Source organism: Mycobacterium sp. 1164985.4 (assembly GCF_001668575.1).
In the GTDB taxonomy this organism is placed as follows: domain Bacteria; phylum Actinomycetota; class Actinomycetes; order Mycobacteriales; family Mycobacteriaceae; genus Mycobacterium.
This window is the reverse complement of sequence record NZ_LZMD01000018.1, coordinates 13331-31459: the sequence shown is the minus strand read 5'-3', so window position 1 is coordinate 31459 and position 18129 is coordinate 13331. Positions and strand designations below refer to the sequence as shown.

Here is an 18129-nt window from a genome sequence, read left to right as displayed (position 1 = left end):
GATTCGTTGCAGGGGTTGAGTTTTCGCTTCGGGACCGTCGAGCGCGTGCTGCGGTTGTCCACGAGCCCCTCCATTACGAACCCTGGTGCCCCCTGGGTTGACCGCGACGACGCCGTAGTGGGCAGTTCAGGTTCTGAGCAGTGTAGATACTCCGCAAGCCTTGCCCCTCAGAGGACTAGGTGTCGGCGAAGAAGTCGAGAATCGCCGAGTTCACCGCTTGAGGGCGTTCAAGGAAGCCCAGGTGCCCCGCGTCGGCAATCTCTCGATACCGTCCGTTGGGGAAAGCGTCCGCCACCTCGGCGCTGAGGTGTGGCGGCATGACAAGGTCGTCCGCGAAGCCGATCACCAGTACCGGTGTGGTGATCACCTTGTAGACGCGCAGGCGGTTGTTGCTCGGCGCGACGCCGTACTGCGCGCGGATTCCGGGAGTCGACTTCGTCGGCCACATCGTGAATGTGTCGATCCAATCCTGAACGGCTTCGTCGTTGTTCAGAGTTGTCGGTGAGAAGTTCTCAAGCAGGCGCAGTTTCGCTTCGTACCTGGGCGGAAGTTGCAGCCCGGCATCGACGAAATCCTCTTCAGCTTCGCGGAAGAATTCACGGGCGCGGTCGTGGCGTCCACGCGTGGCCATCAACGCCGCCTGCCTCACCAACTCGGGTCTGGCCAGCATCAGCTCTTGTGCGATGTATGAACCCATCGAAGTGGCCACGATACGGACGGGGGCGAGGTCGAGTTTCTCGATCAACTCCACGGTATCCGACACCATTGTCGCCGTGGTGAAACCTTCGGCGTTCGCCGTGGCACCGACTCCCCGGTTATCGAATGTGATCACCCGGTAGCCGGCTGCCCGGAACGCGGGCACCTGATGGACATCCCAGGTGCGTCCGACCCCGCCCTGCCCCGCGATGAACAGCACCGGCTGGCCGTCGCCACGGTCCTCGTATGCCAATTCCACCACGGTGGGACGGTACTACGACGGCGGCGACCGGTTGATGCCCGCCCGCCGAGGGCCTCCCCGACACGCAATACCCGGCTGGCGACCGTCGCACCCTCGTGACGTGCGATCTCGCAGACTGAGGCGGTGCTAGTTGCGCCGTTCGGCCGTACGCTTGACAACACCGTGACGCGGTCGGGGAGTGGGTGGGTTTAGGGGGGATAACCCCCCCTAAACAGTCCGGTAATCGGCATGTTTTCACGCCGCTCCGGTCCGTACGTTGAGGATGTGGTCACAGTCATGGATCGAGAGGTCGAGCCGCTTACGGCTGATATCAGCACGCGGCCAGCGCTTCGCCACATCGGCCTGGTACCCAGCGCATCACTTATCGCTGGCGCGGCGATCGCAATCATGTGGCTGTGGGTACCGATCGTCATCGCGATCATCGCGATCGCAACGATCCCTTCGGTAGTCGGATTCATGCTCGGCACCGTGTTATTCGTGTACTTGTTGCGCGGCGCGCAGTGGCTCGAACGCGTGCGAAGCGAAGCCGTTTTCGGCATGGGCATCGAAGTGCCGCCCCGGAAACGCTCGCATTACAACGGGTTCCAACGCTGGCTTCACCAGCTGTGGCTGGACATCAGCAGCAGCCGGTTCTGGAAGGGCTGCTCACATCATCTTCTTCGGATGGTTTATGACCTTGCAGCCGCGGGTGTCGCGCTGGTCCTTCTGGCATTCGCGTTTCTGGCGCCGGCCGCGGCCATGGCCATGAGCCGTGGTGACGGCTCCGCCGTGTCCTTCCTGTCGGGTCTAGCGTGGCCGTTAGCCGTTGTCGCGTTGGTGGCAGCGGCCGCCATCCTGGTCTTCGCGCCGGTTATCGACGCCAAAATCGACCTTTGGCTGCTGCCACCGTCCGCGGCCGCGATGCTGCAGAACGAGGTGGACGAGCTCGCCGACGCAAGGTTGGGCGCGGTGTCCTTGGCGCACAACGAGCGGCACCGCATCGAGCGGGACCTGCATGACAGTGTGCAGCCGCGGCTTGTGTCGCTGGCGATGACGATCGGTCTGGCTCAAACGAAGTTCGACACCGACCCGATCGCCGCCAAGGCACTTATCGCCGAGGCCCACGATGAGGCGAAAACCGCTCTGGTGGAACTGCGTAACGTGGTGCGTGGGATCGCACCGACGATCCTCTCCGACCGCGGCCTTGACGCCGCACTGTCAGCGGTCGTGCAGCGCGCCCAGAACTCCGGGGTCCCGACCACGCTGAACATCGATCTACCTCGGCGCACCCCCCAGGAGACGGAGTCGGTCGCGTACTTCGTCGTCGCCGAGGCACTCACGAACGTCGCAAAACATGCACAGGCATCACGGGCCGTTGTGACGATTCAACTCGACGAGGACGAAAAAAGTCTTCACATCTCGGTATTCGACGACGGCCGCGGTGGCGCTCACATCGCCGACAGCGCGATCTCTACCGGCTTGCGCGGGTTGGCCGAGCGTGTTCGCGCCGCACGCGGAACGTTTGAGATCTCTAGCCCGGTCAATGGGCCCACGATCGTCACGGCGGTGCTGCCATGCGCATCGTGATCGCCGAGGATTCGACGCTGCTGCGCGCGGGCATCGAACGCATACTCACCGACGCCGGCCATCAGGTTGTTGCGAGCGTGAGCGATGCCTTGAACCTGCTGACTTTGGTGAATGAGACAAAGCCGGATCTCGTGATCGTCGATGTGAGAATGCCGCCGACGTTCACGGACGAGGGCATCCGCGCCGCCGCGCTGCTGCGAAGCCAAAATCCAGAATCACCCGTACTTGTGTTGTCGCACTACGTCGAGGAGCGCTACGCCTCCGATCTGATCACCTCAGACACCCGCGGCTTCGGCTACCTCCTCAAAGACCGCGTCGCCGACGTACCGGCGTTCCTGGACGCAGTCGAGGTCGTCGGCAGCGGCGGAACCCTTCTCGACCCCGAAGTCGTATCCCAGATCCTCGCGCGATCGCATCGTCGCAGCGCCCTGGATCAGCTGACTCCCCGCGAGAGAGAGGTGCTGCAGCTGATGGCCGAAGGAAGAACCAACTCGGCGATCGCAGCGACTCTGCATATCTCGACCGGTTCAGCCGAGAAACACATCGCCTCAATCTTCATGAAGTTGGCGCTCGCCCCAGATGACACCGAAAACCGCCGTGTCCTGGCCGTACTGCGCTACCTCGAGTCGTAACGGAAAGAAAGGATCACCGATCATGACGACGATCGCCTCCTCCCTCCAATCCACTGAGCGCTTGAGGATGATAAGTGACCGAGAGGTCCTCGAGGGCGCGCTGACACTCATCGAGGTCGACGGTGGGTGGACACAAGGCACCTATTGTCGCGACGCCGGTGGCAGTGAGGTACACCCGGCCGTCGACGCCCTTGGCGAATGGGTACGAGTGCACACTGAGCACGTCGGCGCCGGCGGATATGTGGTGCGCACCGAGTCCGGCGCCACACCGTGCAGCTTCTGCCTCGGCGGGGCGCTGCGCGCGGCGGCTGGCTATTGGCACGCCGTGCACCCCTACGCGGTACAAGCGCAGGTCGATCGACTGGAGGGCATGCTGCTTCGGCTGGCAAATACCGTCACCGCCTCCGGCTGGCCAAGCCTGGATGCTTTTAACGACGATATCCATACCAGCTGGGCCGATGCGGTGCTGTTGCTCAAGCGGGCTGCCGCACACCTTGATGCGCAGGAACAGAAGCAGCCGTGAGCCGCGCAAAACTGTGCTCCTTTAGGTCCGGAGGCAAGCTCCGCCTCCGCCAGGACGGAGGCCGCCGCCCATAATGTCCAGCGGCCTCCGCACCGCAGTGCGCGTCGTCATCATGTTCATCGCAGCCCTGGTATCGCTCGCTATCGTGGGCGGCCTCGGCGTGCTCGCCTTCGGAATTGGCAACAGTCGCGTCGTCAATGACAGGCAGACGCTGCCGACGGCCATGCGATCCTTGGTCGTCGACACCGGCGACGTGCCGGTGACCGTCCTTCTCGTCGCCGACGACAATGCCACCGAACCCCGCGTCGAGCTGGGCATGCTCGCCCGGGTCGACACACGCCTGACAATCACTGATGTGGGTGACCGCAGCCGGGTGACGCTCGGGGACAAAGGTTTGGGTTTCTTGGCTTTCAATGGCGCCGGAGAACTCAAAGTCATTCTCCCGCCGGCGGTCGCACGAGGATTGAGCGTGACGGTCAACCATCGTGCTGGCTCGCTAGTCGCCGATGCCGAGCTCGATCAATTAGTCGCCGATATCGACGGCGGAGCCGTTACGCTCGGCGGCTCGGCTCGGATGATCGATGTCAACGTCAGCCGGGGTGATATCAAGGCCAGCACCAGAATCGGCGTCACGGAATCGTTCAAGGCAAACACCGAATTCGGCAGTATCTCAGTGGATTTCAGTGAGGTGCCGCGCGTTACTGAGGCAACTGCCCACGGTAACGTCACCTTGGGCTTACCAGGCCCCGGACCTTACCGGGTTCGCGCGCAATCCGAGAAGCCTCATGGTGACACGAAGGTGACGGTGCCGGAAACCACCGATCCAAAAGCGCCTCTTGTGACAGTTCGCTCGAGGAGCGATGACGCGAATGTCACCGAACTGCGCTGAAGACTGCCCCTTATATAGGACCACATTGCTGCGGAGGTGACGACCACGCATTCGGAGCCAGCGGTCGCCCACCCTACGACCCAGCAAAAGCTCAAGTGCCGCTCCGCAAACTTCTTTACGGCGGCGGACACACGGAGCGTCTGAAGTGGATCACCGTGAAGCTGACCGATCGTGAGCTCGTTTTTCAGCCCTTCGTCGCCGATACCGCTAGGGAAATCGAGACCGGTTTCGGACTCGATTCGCGACGCACCCTTGATCGCACGGCTTCCCGCGAAAGCAGCCGTCCTTCAGGCAATATTGGCTCTATGGAAAGTGGCGGAGCCTCACCTCGGGTTCTCGTAGTCGACGACGACCCTGACGTACTCGCCTCGCTCGAGCGGGGCCTACGGTTATCAGGCTTCGACGTGGCCACCGCGGTGGACGGCGCCGAGGCGCTGCGCAGCGCAACCGAGACTCGCCCGGACGCGATCGTCCTCGACATCAACATGCCCGTTCTCGACGGCGTCAGCGTGGTGACCGCGCTGCGCGCGATGGACAACGACGTGCCAGTTTGCGTGCTGTCCGCACGCAGTTCCGTCGACGACCGCGTCGCGGGTCTGGAAGCCGGCGCCGACGACTACCTGGTTAAACCCTTCGTCCTCGCCGAACTGGTGGCCCGCGTCAAGGCGCTGCTGCGTCGGCGCGGCTCCACCGCAACCTTCTCCTCGGAGACCATCCAGGTCGGCCCGCTCGAAGTGGACATCCCGGGCCGTCGCGCCCGTGTCAACGGCGTCGACGTCGACCTGACCAAGCGCGAGTTCGATCTGCTCGCGGTGTTGGCCGAGCACAAGACGGCCGTGCTGTCCCGCGCTCAGCTGCTCGAACTCGTCTGGGGTTACGACTTCGCTGCCGACACCAATGTCGTCGACGTCTTCATCGGCTACCTGCGCCGCAAGCTCGAGGCCGGCGGCGCTCCCCGACTCCTGCACACGGTCCGCGGAGTGGGGTTCGTGCTCCGAATGCAATGAGCCGATGAACCTGCTGTCGCGGATCTTCCGCCGAACTCCATCGCTGCGAACCCGCGTCGCGCTGGCCACTGCGATCGGCGCCGCGATCGTCGTCGTGATCGTCGGAACGGTGGTCTGGGTCGGCATCACCAATGACCGCAAGGAGCGCCTCGACCGGCGGCTCGACGAGGCCGCCGGCTTCGCGATCCCCTTCCTCCCCCGCGGGTTGGACGAAATCCCGAAGTCGCCGACCAACCAGGACGCCGTCATCACGGTGCATCGCGGTGCCGAGGTGACGTCCAACTCCGACGTCGTGCTCCCAAAGCTGCCACCCGGCTACGCCGACACCTACGTCGACGGCGTGCGCTACCGCGTCCGCACCGTCGATATCCCCTACTACCCCGGACCGATGTCGGTGGCCGTCGGCGCCACCTACGACGCCACCATCGCCGACACCAACAATCTGCATAGACGGGTCATCATCATCTGTGTGTTCGCCGTCGGCGCCGCGTCTGTATTCGGATGGGTGCTGGCCGCATTCGCTGTGCGCCCGCTCAAGAGCCTCGCGCGGCAGACCCGTCAGATCGATGCCGGCGACGAGGACCCCGACGTCGAGGTGCGCGGCGCGACGGAGGCCGTCGAGATCGCCGAGGCGGTCAAGGGCCTGGTCGAACGCGTTTGGAAAGAACAGGACCGGACCAAGGCCGCGCTGGCGTCGGCGCGCGACTTCGCATCAGTCTCCGCCCACGAACTGCGCACGCCGCTGACCGCGATGCGGACCAACCTCGAGGTGCTGTCCACCCTTGACCTGCCCGAGGACCAGCGTAAAGAGGTGGTCAACGACGTGATCCGGACGCAATCGCGCATCGAGGCCACCCTCAGTGCGCTGGAGCGCCTGGCGCAGGGCGAACTGTCGACCGCGGACGACCACGTGCCCGTCGACATCACCGAGTTGCTGGACCGTGCCGCGCACGACGCGATGCGGGTCTATCCCGATTTAGAGGTATCGCTCGTTCCCGCCCCGACGATCATCATCGTGGGCCTGCCGGCTGGCCTGCGGTTGGCCGTGGACAACGCGATCGCCAACGCCGTGAAGCACGGCGGCGCGATGCGCGTCCAACTGTCGGCGGCCAGTTCGCGAGAGGGAGTGGAGATCGCGATCGACGACGACGGAGTCGGAATCCCCGAGGAAGAACGCTCGATCGTGTTCGAGCGCTTCTCCCGCGGATCGACGGCGTCGGTCTCGGGTTCGGGCCTAGGCCTCGCATTGGTCGCGCAGCAAGCCGAATTGCACGGCGGCACAGCCTCTTTGGAAGAGAGTCCGCTCGGCGGCGCCCGCTTGCTGCTGCGGCTACCCGGCCACCAGTGAGCTAGCGCGTAGCCAGAAGGTCGATGACAAAAATCACGTCATCGGGTAGCAGAAGGTCGACGACAAAAATCACGTCATCGGGTAGCCAGAAGGTCGATGACAAATATCAACGTCTTGCCCGACAGCCGGTGGCCGCCACCCGCGGGGCCATAAGCCTGTTCCGGCGGGATGACAAGCTGTCGCCGGCCGCCCACCTTCATTCCTGGGATGCCGTCCTGCCAGCCCTGGATGAGGCCGCGCAACGGAAACTCGATCGACTCACCCCGGTTCCAGGAACTGTCGAATTCCTCGCCGGTGTCGTACTCCACGCCGACATAGTGCACCTCGACGTTGGCGCCGGGCACCGCCTCGGCGCCGTCACCGACGACCAGATCGGTGATCACCAGCTCGCTGGGCGGAGGGCCGTCGGGGAATTCGATTTCGGGCTTCTGCCCTGAACTTGAAGTCACGCATTCACGGTAGTCGGGCAGACTGGTGCGGTGACCAAAGACTTCACTTCGGACACTGACATTCTCAACCAGGTGAACCAGCTGGTCGCGGAGGAGCAAGAACTTCGGGCGAAGCTTCAGAACCGCGAGATCGACGAGTCCGAGGAGCACAAACGGCTCAAGGCCGTCGAGGTGCAGCTCGATCAGTGCTGGGATCTCCTGCGGCAGCGCCGGGCCAAGCGGGAGACGGGCGGCGATCCGCGGGAAGCCGAAGTCCGTCCGCCCGACGAGGTCGAGGGTTACCTCAACTGAGTTCCGGTTACGGCGCCGGAGCCGCGCCGACGGCGACTTATGACGCCGTCGTGGTCGGCGGCGGACACAATGGGCTGGTCGCCGCGGCCTATCTCGCCAAAGCGGGCCGCCGAGTGCGGGTGCTGGAGCGATTGGACCACGTGGGCGGGGCCGCCGTGTCCGCGCACGCCTTCGAAGGAGTCGACGCCCGGCTCTCTCGCTACTCCTATCTCGTCAGCCTGCTCCCGCGGCGCATCGTCGACGACCTCGGCGCGCGGGTGCGGTTGCTTCGACGCCGCTACTCGTCGTACACGCCCGACCCCGCGAACGGCGGCTGCACCGGATTGTTGATCGGGCCGACGTCGACGTTTGACGCCATCGGCGTGGCTGACGACGAGGCGCGGTTCGCCGACTTCTACCAACGGTGTTCCAATCTCGTCGAGAGGCTGTGGCCGACACTGCTGGAGCCGCTCCAGACGCGCACTCGAGCTCGTCGGCTCGTCGGTGATGACGCCGCGTGGCGAATGATGATCGACGACCCGGTAGGGCCCGCGATCACCTCGGCCGTCGACAGCGACGTCGTACGTGGCGTGATGGCCACCGACGCGTTGATCGGGACGTTCGCGCGTCTCGACGACCCGTCGCTGATCCAGAACGTCTGTTTTCTCTACCACCTGCTGGGCGGCGGGACGGGCGACTGGGACGTGCCGATCGGAGGTATGGGTGCCGTCAGCGGCGCGCTGGCGGCGGCCGCCACTGGCTTCGGCGCCGAAATAACGTGCGGTGCAGACGTTTACGCAATCGATCCAACCGGCGAGGTGCGGTTCAACCGCGACGGCGGCGAGCACACGGTCCACGGCGACGTGGTCCTGGCCAATGTCACGCCGGCCGTGCTGGCGGGCTTGCTGGGTGAACAACCGCCAGGGTCGACGCCGGGGGCACAGGTCAAGGTGAACCTGATGCTTCGGCGGTTACCGCGATTGCGCGACAATACCGTGACACCCGAGCAGGCATTCGGCGGGACGTTTCACATCAACGAGACATATAGCCAGCTAGACGAGGCGTACAGCCGAGCGGATCACGGCCTGGTGCCGGACCCGCTGCCGTGCGAGATCTACTGCCACTCGCTGACCGACCCCTCGATCCTTTCGGACGAACTCCGCGCTGCCGGGGCGCAAACGTTGACGGTGTTCGGCCTGCACACTCCCCACCGTCTAGTGGCGACGGGCGATCCAGATCGGATGCGAGACACATTGACCTCTGCGGTGCTCAACTCATTGAACTCCGTTTTGGCCGAACCGATTCAGGACGTGCTGATGGAGGATTCGGCGGGTCGGCTGTGCATCGAGACGAAGACGACGGTCGATCTCGAGAACTCGTTGGGCATGACGGGCGGGCACATCTTTCACGGCGGGCTGGCGTGGCCGTTCGCCGAAGACGATGAGCCACTCGACACTCCGGCGCAGCGCTGGGGGGTGGCGACCGCGCATGACCGAATTCTGCTGTGCGGCTCGGGATCACACCGTGGCGGTGGAGTGTCGGGCATCGGCGGGCATAACGCCGCGATGGCGGTGCTGGAGCGCTAGGACCGCAACTTGGCCATGATGTGACGCAACGCCTCGAGTTCGCCGTCATCCAGATTCGCCATGACCTCAGGCGCCGGGTCGTCGACCGCGTCGATGTTGCTGACCACGGCACGTCCCGCGTCGGTGAGCGAAACTCGTTTGCATCGACGATTTTCCGGATCGACCTGACGCACCACCAATCCGCGCGCCTCCAGGTCGTTGACTGCGACGGTCGCAGCCGGCGCATCGATCGTCGCCGCATGCGCCAGCTCCTTGACTGTCATCGCCCGCCGGCTCAAGCGTCGCAGGATACGCACCCTGCTGAACGGCAGCCCCGACTGTTCGACGACCGCCCTTTTCCATCTGTCGTGGTTCTCGACGACGAACGCAGCCATCGTGCGCCACGCCTCGTCGGCCACTCGCTTACCGGACATCGGCTGTTACCAACGGTTCCAGGCGATCGGCCGACCGCAACGCCCTCCCCGACGTCGAATACCAGCCGAGCACGATGATTGCCACGCCCAGCGCCGCGCAGATGAACCACAGCGGCCGGGTGACCACGGCAAAGTCCGGCCCCATCGCCACCAGTGCACCCCCGGCGACCGAACCACACAGCGCCACACCGATACTCACGCCGACCTGCCTGCTGGTCGACGCGATCGCCGAGGCCGCCCCCGCACGATCGGTCGGCATACCACTGACCGCTGCGTTCGTCACCGGCGCATTGACCATCGAGAACCCGATACCGAAGACCGCGAAGATCACCAGCAGTTCCCAGACCGGCGTCGTCGCCGACAACTGGGCGAGCATCACCGTGGCCGCCGTGATCAGTGTCCCGGCGATCAACAGTGACGGCCGCGCCCCGAAACGCCCGACCATCCGGCCCGACAGCGGCGAGAAAACCAGCGCCCCAACGGCTATCGGCAGGTAGATCAACCCCGTATGGAATGCCGAGAAGCCACGCTCGTCCTGCAGATACAACGACATCATGAATAGGAAAGCACCCCACGACGCGAATGCACACACCGCGATCATCGTCGCCGACGCGAACGGGATGCTCCGGAAGAACCTCAGATCGATGAACGGGTCCCGCCTACGCGCCTCGAAAGCCAGGAAGCCCACGAACGTCGCCACAGCTGCCACCGAGACTGCCACCGTCCGAACGTCATCCCAGCCTAATCCGGGCCCCTCGATGAGCACGAACACGAGCCCGAAGAGGAACGCCATCCCCAACGCCTGGCCGACCGGATCGAGGTCGCGCATCGTCGCCGACTTGGACGCCGGAACGAAGATGACCGTCAACAGAATCGCCAGCGCACAGATCGGCAGATTGATCCAGAACACCGCCCGCCAGTTCATCCACTCGATGAGTGCACCACCGACGATCGGACCGGCCGCCATCGAGATTCCGACGACCCCGCCCCAGATGCCGATGGCTCGAGCCCGTTCCACCCGACCGGTGAACACCTGCGTGATGATCGACATCGCGACGGGGTTCATCATCGACCCGCCGATCGCCTGCAGGAAGCGCGCGGCGATCAGCGTCTCGATGTTCGGCGCCAGGCTGCACAGCAGCGACGCGACCGCGAACACCGCCAGCCCGATCTGAAAGGTCCCCCGCCTGCCGAACCGGTCGGCCGTCGCACCCGACAGCAGCAGCAACGACGCCAACACCAGCGTGTAGATGTCGATCACCCACTGCAGCTGAGACCCGGTGGCGTGCAGGTCGGCGCGGATGTTCGGAATCGCGACGTTGACGATCGTTGCGTCCATCGACACGATCAGCAGGCTCAGGCAGCAGGTCACCAGGATGATGGCCTTGCGCCGAGCCGCTCTGGGCCCACGCGAAGCTGGGGATGACCGGACGACGGATTCCTTCACCCAACAATTGTGAAACTACAACTGTTCGGGTGGCAAGGCCGGCCAGCAGTGAGATATGCGACGTCGAGCGTGGGATTACGCCGCACGTGCGGGTCACCCACGTTCGGCGAAGGGGGCGCCGACAGGTCTAGCGGCTGCTGACGTCCTTGTAGTCCCGCTCGGTGTAACCGGTGTAAATCTGGCGCGGCCGGCCGATCTTGCCGCTGCCCTCGTCGTGCATCTCCCGCCAGTGCGCGATCCAGCCGGGCAGCCGGCCGAGCGCGAACAGCACCGTGAACATGCGCGTCGGGAAGCCCATCGCCCGGTAGATCACGCCTGTGTAGAAGTCGACGTTCGGGTAGAGCTTGCGCTCGATGAAGAAGTCGTCGGTCAGGGCGGCTTCCTCGAGAGTCCGTGCGATCTCCAGCATCTCGTCGTCACCGCCGAGCTTGCCGAGGATCTTGTCCGCCTGCTCCTTCACGATGCGGGCGCGCGGGTCGTAATTCTTGTAGACCCGGTGGCCGAAGCCCATCAGCTTCACGCCGTCCTCGCGGTTCTTCACCTTCTTGATGAACTCGTGGACGTCGAAGTCGGCCTGGCGGATCTTCTCCAGCATCTCCAGCACCGCCTGGTTGGCGCCGCCGTGCAGCGGGCCCCACAGCGCATTGATGCCGCCGGAGATCGACGTGAACAGGTTCGCCTGCGACGAGCCGACCAGCCGCACCGTCGACGTCGAGCAGTTCTGTTCGTGATCGGCGTGCAGGATGAACAGCATGTCCAAAGCGCGGACGATCTCCGGGTCCACCTCGTAGGGCTCGGCTGGGAAACCGAACGTCATGCGCAGGAAGTTCTCGACCAGCGTCAGCGAGTTGTCCGGATACAGGAACGGCTGGCCCGCCGACTTCTTGTATGCGTACGCCGCGATGGTCGGCAGCTTGGCCAGCAGGCGGATCGTCGACAGCTCGACCTGGTTGTCGTCGAAGGGGTCGAGCGAGTCCTCGTAGTACGTCGACAGCGCATTGACCGCGCTCGAGAGCACCGGCATCGGGTGGGCGTTGGCCGGGAAGCCGTCGAAGAACCTCTTGAGATCCTCGTGCAGCAGGGTGTGCCGCTGGATCTTGGTGGTGAACTCCGCCAGCTGCTCCTTGGTGGGCAGCTCACCGTAGATGAGCAAGTAGCTCACCTCGATGAAGTTCGACTTCTCCGCGAGCTGCTCGATCGGATATCCGCGGTACCGCAGAATGCCGGCCTCACCGTCGATGTAGGTGATCGCGCTCTTGGTCGACGCGGTGTTGACGAAGCCCTCGTCGTACGTCGTGTAGCCGGACTTGGCCAGCAGTGAACCCAGCGCGATGCCATCCGAGCCTTCAGTGGCGGAAACGATGTCAAGGTCGAGCGTGCCACCGGGGTAGGAAAGGGTGGCTTGCCCTTCCCCACTCTTCGCGTTATCGGCCACGAGGTTCCCTTCGTCGCTGCTGGGAGTATTTGGACATTGCTCCTACAAAAGGTAGTCCCATTCCGGCAGCCGCGCGCCAGCGGGGGCGTCAGTTGCTCACACGGGCTGATGCAGATTACCCGCAAAGTGGGCGAACTCACCGAACACCGCTTTCAGACGATCGATGAGATCATCGACCGAGACTTGCGACCAGTCCCTCTCATCGTTGGCAACACTTGCGAGCGCCGTCATCAGCACCGCACCCCAGACCGCTGCCGTGAGCTTGACTTTCTGGTCGTGCAGCGGGACGCCGAGTCGGGCGGCCAACGTGCGCTCGATCGCGTTGCCGCGAAACGTCACGCTGGCCTGACGCAGCGTCGACGAAGTCACGATGATCCGGGTGATGCAGAGCAGCCGCTCGGCAGTCAACTCGCCGGGCCTCGCCCGCTTGGCGGCTTCGACCATCGCGACGTTGGCCCGCAGCAGCGCCTCATAGTGGTTCATATCGTCGGCCTGGCGAGCGAGTTCTACTGCGGTTCGGTCGAGAATCTCGTCGACCAACGCTAAGGCGATCGCGTCTTTGGTCGGAAAATACCTGCTGAACGTACGCGATGAGACATCGGCTACTGCAGCGATTTGATCGACTGTGGTGTTTTCGAACCCCTGGCTATTGCACAGCTCCACAGCGGCGTCGATGAGAGTCGCTCGCGTGCGCAGCTTCTTGCGCTCGCGCAGCCCGAGAGTCTGCGCCCCCCTACCGTCAGACACAAAGGGCATCCTAACGGTCGAAACTATGAAGGAGCTAAGAATTTGGCGACCTCGATAACATGATCGACGTCTGCATTCCGGACCGTTGTCTCGCCGCAGCTAACGTCGGCTCCTACGGCTGCAGCCGTTCGATCCGCCCCTTCTGGATGCGAATCCTGTTGTGCACCCGGTTCTCCCGGCCCTGCCAGAACTCCACGACCTCAGCCGCGATCAGATAGCCGCCCCAATTCGGCGGCACAGGAACCGTTTCGTGGTCGGCGAATCGCTGCGTCACCTCCGCCAGCTGGTCCAGCAGCGCGGTGCGGGACTCGATCGGCTTCGACTGGTACGACGCCCAGGCGCCGAGCTGCGACCCCCGCGGGCGCTTGGACCAGTACTCGGCCGTCTCCTCCGCGGACACCTTTGTGACCGGTCCGCGCACGTGGACCTGGCGCCCGATCAGGTACCAGGGAAAGGTGGCCGACGCGTACGGCGTCGCCGACAACTGCTCGCCCTTGTCGGAGTCGTAGTTGGTGTAGAACGTGATGCCGGCATCGTCGACGCTCTTGCACAACACCGACCGGGTCACGGGCCGTCCGCGACCGTCCACAGTGCCGATCACCATTGCATTGGGTTCAGCGACACCGGCGCGCTCGGCGTCGGCTAACCACTTGCGCAGCAACGTAACCCAGCCGTCGGCCAGCCAATCCACGTCGAGATCGGGACTGCCGTCCTTTTCCGCTGAACCGTATTCCACCCGCATCCTCGCCAAGCGTTCTGGGCCTACCTCCGCCACGCGACAACGCTACGCCCACACCACCCACCGCGGTGTCAGCAACCGCCAGATGACCGCCGTTGCGTGGGTGCAAGAATCTGCCCATGAGTGCGGTGCCTGAAGATTTCGTACCCGGCCTCGAAGGCGTCGTCGCCTTCACCTCCGAGATCGCCGAACCCGACAAGGACGGCGGCGCGCTGCGGTACCGCGGCGTCGACATCGAGGACTTGGTCAACCAGCGGGTGACCTTCGGTGACGTGTGGGCGTTGCTGGTCGACGGCAAGTTCGGCAACGGTCTGCCGCCCGCCGAACCGTTCCCGCTGCCCATCCACAGTGGCGATGTGCGCGTCGACGTCCAGGCGGGGCTCGCGATGTTAGCCCCGATCTGGGGCTATCCCCCGCTGCTCGACATCGACGACGCCACCGCCCGCGACCACCTCGCCCGGGCTTCGGTGATGGCGTTGTCCTACGTCGCGCAGTCGGCGCGCGGCATCTACCAACCCGCGGTCCCCCAGCGCACCGTCGACGAATGCTCAACGGTGACAGAGCGATTCATGACCCGCTGGCAGGGCGATCCCGATCCCCGCCATGTGGAGGCCATCGACGCCTACTGGGTCACCGCCGCCGAACACGGCATGAACGCCTCGACGTTCACCGCCCGCGTGATCGCGTCGACCGGGGCCGACGTCGCGGCCGCCCTGTCCGGCGCGATCGGCGCGATGAGCGGGCCGCTGCACGGCGGCGCCCCCGCCCGCGTGATCCCGATGATCGAGGAGGCCGAGAAGACCGGCGACGCCCGCGCAGTGGTCAAGGGCATCCTCGACCGCAAGGAGAAACTCATGGGCTTCGGGCATCGGGTCTACCGCGCCGAGGATCCGCGGGCGCGGGTGCTGCGCGCGACGGCCAAGCGGCTCGAGGCGCCGCGCTACGAGGTGGCCGCCGCGCTGGAACAGGCCGCCCTGACCGAGCTGCGGGAGCGGAGGCCGGACCGCGCCATTGAGACCAACGTCGAGTTTTGGGCGGCGGTGATCTTGGACTTCGCGCAGGTGCCGACCAAGATGATGCCCGCGATGTTCACCTGCGGCCGCACCGCCGGGTGGTGTGCACACATCCTCGAGCAAAAACGGCTCGGCAAGCTGGTGCGTCCGTCGGCGATCTACGTCGGCCCGGCGCCGCGCAGCCCGGAGTCGGTCGAGGGCTGGGACCAGATCGTCCGGTCGTGACCACGACGTTCGCCGCGGCGGCACACAGATTCGCTGACCTCGTCGGCCGGATCCCCGCTGACGCCTGGTCCGAACCGGGGCTGGGTGATTGGGACGTGCGCTCGCTGGTCGGGCACACGTCGCGCTCGCTCACCACGGTGCTCACCTACCTCGAGACCACCGCCGACCGCGCGGACCTCGCCTCCCCGCAGGAGTACTACGCGCGGGTGAACCCGACCGCTTTGGGCATCGACCCCGCCGATGTCGCCGAGCGCGGTCGACAGGCCGGGCGGGACCTTGGTGGCGATCCGGCAGCGGCGGTCGCCGATCTGGTCACTCGAGCACTCGCGCGGCTGCGGACGGTCGACGATCCGCTGATCCAGGTGATCGGCGGGCTAGGCATCCGGCTGCGGGACTACCTGCCGACGCGTACGTTCGAGCTGGCCGTGCACAGCCTGGATATCGCACGCGCAATTGGGATTTCGTTCACGCTGCCGCCATCGGTGCTCGAGGAGGCGTTGGTGTTGGCGGCTCGGATCGCGGCCCAGGAGCACGGTGAGACGGTGCTGATGGCGCTGACCGGACGCGACGGGCTTCCGCCGTCCTTTTCGATCGTCTGATCCTGTCGGTGGTCGGTGGTTGCATGGGCCACGTACCGATTAATTCGACGCTCTGCGCAGGTCGGTACTGGTGCCCCCTCCGCGGGCACCAACCCGAATCGAAAGGAGCTTTGCACATGGCCATCGACGTAAAGCCAGAGGTATCCCCCATGCTCACGGTCAGCGACGGCGCCGCGGCCATCGACTTCTACGTCAAGGCGTTCGACGCCGAGGAACTCGGCCGGGTGCCCGGACCGGACGGGAAGAAGCTGTTCCACGCTGCGTTGCGGATCAATGGTTCGCTGGTGATGCTCAACGACGATTTCCCGGAGATGAACGACGGCAAGTCGGAGACGCCGGAGGCGTTCGGCGGTTCGCCTGTGACGATTCACCTGACGGTCACCGATGTCGACGCCAAGTTCCAGAAAGCGGTCGACGCCGGCGCGACCGTCGTGATGCCGCTCGATGACATGTTCTGGGGCGACCGCTACGGCGTGCTACGCGACCCGTTCGGACATATGTGGTCGATGGGACAACCGATGCGCGAGGTCAGCCCCGAGGAGATCGAGAAGGCGGTCCACCAGCCCCAGTGACGGCGTCAAGCGCAGGCTTGTCAGTGAGGTCAGCGGCGCAGGCCGGCCAGTAGGCGCCGGCCGAACCGCGGCGCGTCCGCTTGCGCAGCGGTCAGCATGTCGTCTACCGCGGTGAACTTCACGCGCGGACGCTCGTCGCCGCCGCGGGCGACCTCGGCGGCGTCGATCGCCTTCCACCCGGCCGAGTCGACCATGTCTGGACGTCGGCTGTGCATGAGCTTGTCGAGTGCGCCCGGCTTGTACAGCGGGTCGCGCAGACTGCCGTCGTTGTAGTCGGCGACCAGGTTGTGCACGGTCTGTGCGGCGCACGACTTGTTGGTGCCGATAAACCCCGTCGGTCCGCGTTTGATCCACCCGGCGACGTAGCTGCCGGGAACCGGCTCGCCCGACTGGGGGTCGAGGACGCGTCCACCGCCGTTGGGGACGACCGCCGCCGACTCGTCGAAGGGAAGGCCGCGAATCGGCTTGCCGCGGTAGCCGATCGAGGTCAGTACCAGTCCGGCGTCGAGCCGGTGAACCTCGTCGGTGCCGGTCACGGTGAACTCCATCGCCTCGGCGCGGGCGTCGCCGACGACGCGCTTCGGCGTCATTCGGTAGACCAGGCGGATCCGCGGCCGGGTCACCGGTGCCGAAGTGTCCCCGAGCTTGCTCAGGACTTCCAACTTGTTGCGCGTGAGGGGTTCCTCGGCGGCAGCCAGGTCCCGGTCCACCAGTCCGTGATCGGCCGGCGAGAGCACCACCTCGCACGTCGATGTCAACCCGATCAGCTCGGGCAGCGTGAAGGCCGAGTCCTTGGGACCGCGCCGGCCGGCGATCACGACCTCGGTCACTCTGGAATCGCGGAGCACGGCGAGCGCGTGATCGGAGATGTCCGTGCACGCGAGGACATCTGGCGGCGTGACGAGGATCCGTGCGACGTCGAGGGCGACGTTGCCGTTGCCGACGATGACAGCCCGCTCGTGCCCCAGATCGATTGGTAGCGAGTCGAAATCGGGGTGGCCGTTGTACCAGGCCACGAACTCGGTCGCGGTGCCCGTACCCGGCAGGCCCATCCCGGCGATGTCGAGCCGCCGGTCGTTGGGTGCGCCGACGGCGTAGAGCACAGCGTGGTGATGCTCAAGCAATTCGTCGTGCGTGACGTCCGTGCCCACCTCGACGTTGAGGTAGAAGGTGAACCCCGGTTGTGCGGCGATCCTGTCGAACAGCTTGGTCACACGTTTGGTGCTCTGATGGTCGGGGGCGACGCCTGCGCGCACCAATCCGTACGGCGTGGGCAGCCGCTCGAAGACGTTGACGCGCACACCCTTCTGGGTGAGCAGCTCATCGGCGGCGTACATCGCGGCGGGTCCGGACCCGACGATCGCGACGGTCAGCGGTCCGCCGGCGCGGGGATACACCACGGGCGCCTCGATAACCGGCGCCAGCTTCGACGTCGGCGGCAGCCTGCCGTCCGGTTCGGGATAGAACGCCGCGTTCAACTCGACGAACGGAACCTGCTCCGGCGTCAACTTCGAGTCATGCGATATCGCCCCGACCGGGCACGCCGACACACAGGCTCCGCAGTCGACGCATGCGACGGGATCGATGTAGAGCATCTCGGCGGTCGCGAAACCGGGCTCGTCCGGTGTCGGGTGAATACAGTTCACCGGACACGCGTAGACACAGGACCCGTCGCTGCAACACGACTGGGTGATCACATGGGGCACGTTGT

The 18129-nt window shown here is 65.2% G+C and carries 19 protein-coding genes; 11 read left to right on the top strand and 8 right to left on the bottom strand.

Features of this window, described 5'->3' with window-relative positions; translation table 11 throughout:
• Nucleotides 1-175: 175 nt before the first annotated feature.
• The gene (locus A5650_RS02390; protein WP_067285904.1) at nt 176-955 is read right to left on the bottom strand and encodes an alpha/beta fold hydrolase; all 780 of its coding nucleotides are present in this window, start codon (nt 953-955) and stop codon (nt 176-178) included.
• A gap of 279 nt (nt 956-1234) precedes the next feature.
• On the opposite strand from A5650_RS02390, the gene A5650_RS02385 reads away from it, so the two are divergent.
• From A5650_RS02385 to A5650_RS02360, 6 genes are all read left to right on the top strand, one after another.
• Complete coding sequence (locus tag A5650_RS02385; RefSeq protein WP_067285902.1) at nt 1235-2524, top strand: sensor histidine kinase; 1290 nt, start codon at nt 1235-1237, stop codon at nt 2522-2524.
• On the top strand, nt 2512-3156 hold the full coding sequence (locus tag A5650_RS02380; RefSeq protein WP_067285900.1) for a response regulator: 645 nt from the start codon (nt 2512-2514) through the stop codon (nt 3154-3156). The genes A5650_RS02385 and A5650_RS02380 overlap by 13 nt, the downstream gene beginning before the upstream one ends.
• 22 nt (nt 3157-3178) lie before the next feature.
• Nucleotides 3179-3679 (top strand): DUF6197 family protein, encoded by a 501-nt coding sequence (locus A5650_RS02375; protein WP_231992491.1) that lies wholly within the window; start codon nt 3179-3181, stop codon nt 3677-3679.
• Between the two features lie 73 nt (nt 3680-3752).
• Nucleotides 3753-4568, top strand: a complete 816-nt coding sequence (locus A5650_RS02370) for a hypothetical protein (RefSeq protein ID WP_067285898.1) — start codon at nt 3753-3755, stop codon at nt 4566-4568.
• Between the two features lie 305 nt (nt 4569-4873).
• Entirely contained in the window at nt 4874-5575 is a 702-nt protein-coding gene (prrA, locus tag A5650_RS02365) for a two-component system response regulator PrrA (RefSeq protein ID WP_067285896.1), read from the top strand.
• Nucleotides 5576-5579: 4 nt separating this feature from the next.
• A complete protein-coding gene (locus A5650_RS02360; protein WP_067285894.1) occupies nt 5580-6923 on the top strand; it encodes a HAMP domain-containing sensor histidine kinase in 1344 nt (447 codons plus the stop codon).
• A gap of 74 nt (nt 6924-6997) precedes the next feature.
• On the opposite strand, the gene A5650_RS02355 is transcribed toward A5650_RS02360, so the two are convergent.
• Nucleotides 6998-7372: an FKBP-type peptidyl-prolyl cis-trans isomerase gene (locus A5650_RS02355; protein WP_067088183.1), complete on the bottom strand. Its 375-nt coding sequence runs from the start codon at nt 7370-7372 to the stop codon at nt 6998-7000.
• Between the two features lie 30 nt (nt 7373-7402).
• Between A5650_RS02355 and A5650_RS02350 the strand changes: the two genes are divergently transcribed.
• Both A5650_RS02350 and A5650_RS02345 read left to right on the top strand, forming a co-directional pair.
• Complete coding sequence (locus A5650_RS02350) at nt 7403-7663, top strand: DUF2630 family protein (RefSeq protein ID WP_067285892.1); 261 nt, start codon at nt 7403-7405, stop codon at nt 7661-7663.
• 50 nt (nt 7664-7713) lie between these two features.
• Complete coding sequence (locus A5650_RS02345) at nt 7714-9228, top strand: phytoene desaturase family protein (RefSeq protein WP_231992490.1); 1515 nt, start codon at nt 7714-7716, stop codon at nt 9226-9228.
• Here the strand turns inward: A5650_RS02345 and A5650_RS02340 are convergent.
• From A5650_RS02340 to pdxH, 5 genes are all read right to left on the bottom strand, one after another.
• Entirely contained in the window at nt 9225-9641 is a 417-nt protein-coding gene (locus A5650_RS02340) for a MarR family winged helix-turn-helix transcriptional regulator (protein ID WP_067285890.1), read from the bottom strand. The genes A5650_RS02345 and A5650_RS02340 overlap by 4 nt on opposite strands.
• Nucleotides 9631-11088, bottom strand: a complete 1458-nt coding sequence (locus tag A5650_RS02335; protein ID WP_067285888.1) for an MFS transporter — start codon at nt 11086-11088, stop codon at nt 9631-9633. Before A5650_RS02335 ends, A5650_RS02340 begins: the two co-directional genes overlap by 11 nt.
• Before the next feature lie 127 nt (nt 11089-11215).
• Entirely contained in the window at nt 11216-12523 is a 1308-nt protein-coding gene (locus A5650_RS02330) for a citrate synthase (protein WP_082950574.1), read from the bottom strand.
• 96 nt (nt 12524-12619) lie between these two features.
• Nucleotides 12620-13279, bottom strand: coding sequence for a TetR family transcriptional regulator (locus A5650_RS02325; RefSeq protein ID WP_197501768.1), 660 nt, complete (start codon nt 13277-13279; stop codon nt 12620-12622).
• 103 nt (nt 13280-13382) lie between these two features.
• Nucleotides 13383-14012 (bottom strand): pyridoxamine 5'-phosphate oxidase, encoded by a 630-nt coding sequence (pdxH, locus tag A5650_RS02320; protein ID WP_067285884.1) that lies wholly within the window; start codon nt 14010-14012, stop codon nt 13383-13385.
• A gap of 116 nt (nt 14013-14128) precedes the next feature.
• Between pdxH and A5650_RS02315 the strand changes: the two genes are divergently transcribed.
• The 3 genes from A5650_RS02315 to A5650_RS02305 all read left to right on the top strand — a co-directional run bounded on the left by A5650_RS02315 (nt 14129) and on the right by A5650_RS02305 (nt 16418).
• A complete protein-coding gene (locus A5650_RS02315) occupies nt 14129-15247 on the top strand; it encodes a citrate synthase 2 (RefSeq protein ID WP_067285882.1) in 1119 nt (372 codons plus the stop codon).
• Nucleotides 15244-15846: a maleylpyruvate isomerase family mycothiol-dependent enzyme gene (locus tag A5650_RS02310; protein WP_067285881.1), complete on the top strand. Its 603-nt coding sequence runs from the start codon at nt 15244-15246 to the stop codon at nt 15844-15846. Before A5650_RS02315 ends, A5650_RS02310 begins: the two co-directional genes overlap by 4 nt.
• Nucleotides 15847-15962: 116 nt before the next feature.
• Nucleotides 15963-16418 (top strand): VOC family protein, encoded by a 456-nt coding sequence (locus A5650_RS02305; protein WP_067285879.1) that lies wholly within the window; start codon nt 15963-15965, stop codon nt 16416-16418.
• 29 nt (nt 16419-16447) lie between these two features.
• Here the strand turns inward: A5650_RS02305 and A5650_RS02300 are convergent, their stop codons facing one another.
• On the bottom strand, nt 16448-18124 hold the full coding sequence (locus A5650_RS02300; RefSeq protein WP_067285877.1) for an FAD-dependent oxidoreductase: 1677 nt from the start codon (nt 18122-18124) through the stop codon (nt 16448-16450).
• Nucleotides 18125-18129 lie beyond the last annotated feature (5 nt).

What these genes read in the sequence shown, in the direction of transcription:
- A5650_RS02385 (WP_067285902.1), top strand. Translation starts at nt 1,235, where the DNA reads ATGGATCGAGAGGTCGAGCCGCTTACGGCTGATATCAGCACGCGGCCA.
- A5650_RS02380 (WP_067285900.1), top strand. Translation starts at nt 2,512, where the DNA reads ATGCGCATCGTGATCGCCGAGGATTCGACGCTGCTGCGCGCGGGCATC.
- A5650_RS02375 (WP_231992491.1), top strand. Translation starts at nt 3,179, where the DNA reads ATGACGACGATCGCCTCCTCCCTCCAATCCACTGAGCGCTTGAGGATG.
- A5650_RS02370 (WP_067285898.1), top strand. Translation starts at nt 3,753, where the DNA reads ATGTCCAGCGGCCTCCGCACCGCAGTGCGCGTCGTCATCATGTTCATC.
- prrA (WP_067285896.1), top strand. Translation starts at nt 4,874, where the DNA reads ATGGAAAGTGGCGGAGCCTCACCTCGGGTTCTCGTAGTCGACGACGAC.
- A5650_RS02360 (WP_067285894.1), top strand. Translation starts at nt 5,580, where the DNA reads ATGAACCTGCTGTCGCGGATCTTCCGCCGAACTCCATCGCTGCGAACC.
- A5650_RS02340 (WP_067285890.1), bottom strand. Translation starts at nt 9,641, where the DNA reads ATGTCCGGTAAGCGAGTGGCCGACGAGGCGTGGCGCACGATGGCTGCG.
- A5650_RS02325 (WP_197501768.1), bottom strand. Translation starts at nt 13,279, where the DNA reads ATGCCCTTTGTGTCTGACGGTAGGGGGGCGCAGACTCTCGGGCTGCGC.
- pdxH (WP_067285884.1), bottom strand. Translation starts at nt 14,012, where the DNA reads ATGCGGGTGGAATACGGTTCAGCGGAAAAGGACGGCAGTCCCGATCTC.
- A5650_RS02315 (WP_067285882.1), top strand. Translation starts at nt 14,129, where the DNA reads ATGAGTGCGGTGCCTGAAGATTTCGTACCCGGCCTCGAAGGCGTCGTC.
- A5650_RS02305 (WP_067285879.1), top strand. Translation starts at nt 15,963, where the DNA reads ATGGCCATCGACGTAAAGCCAGAGGTATCCCCCATGCTCACGGTCAGC.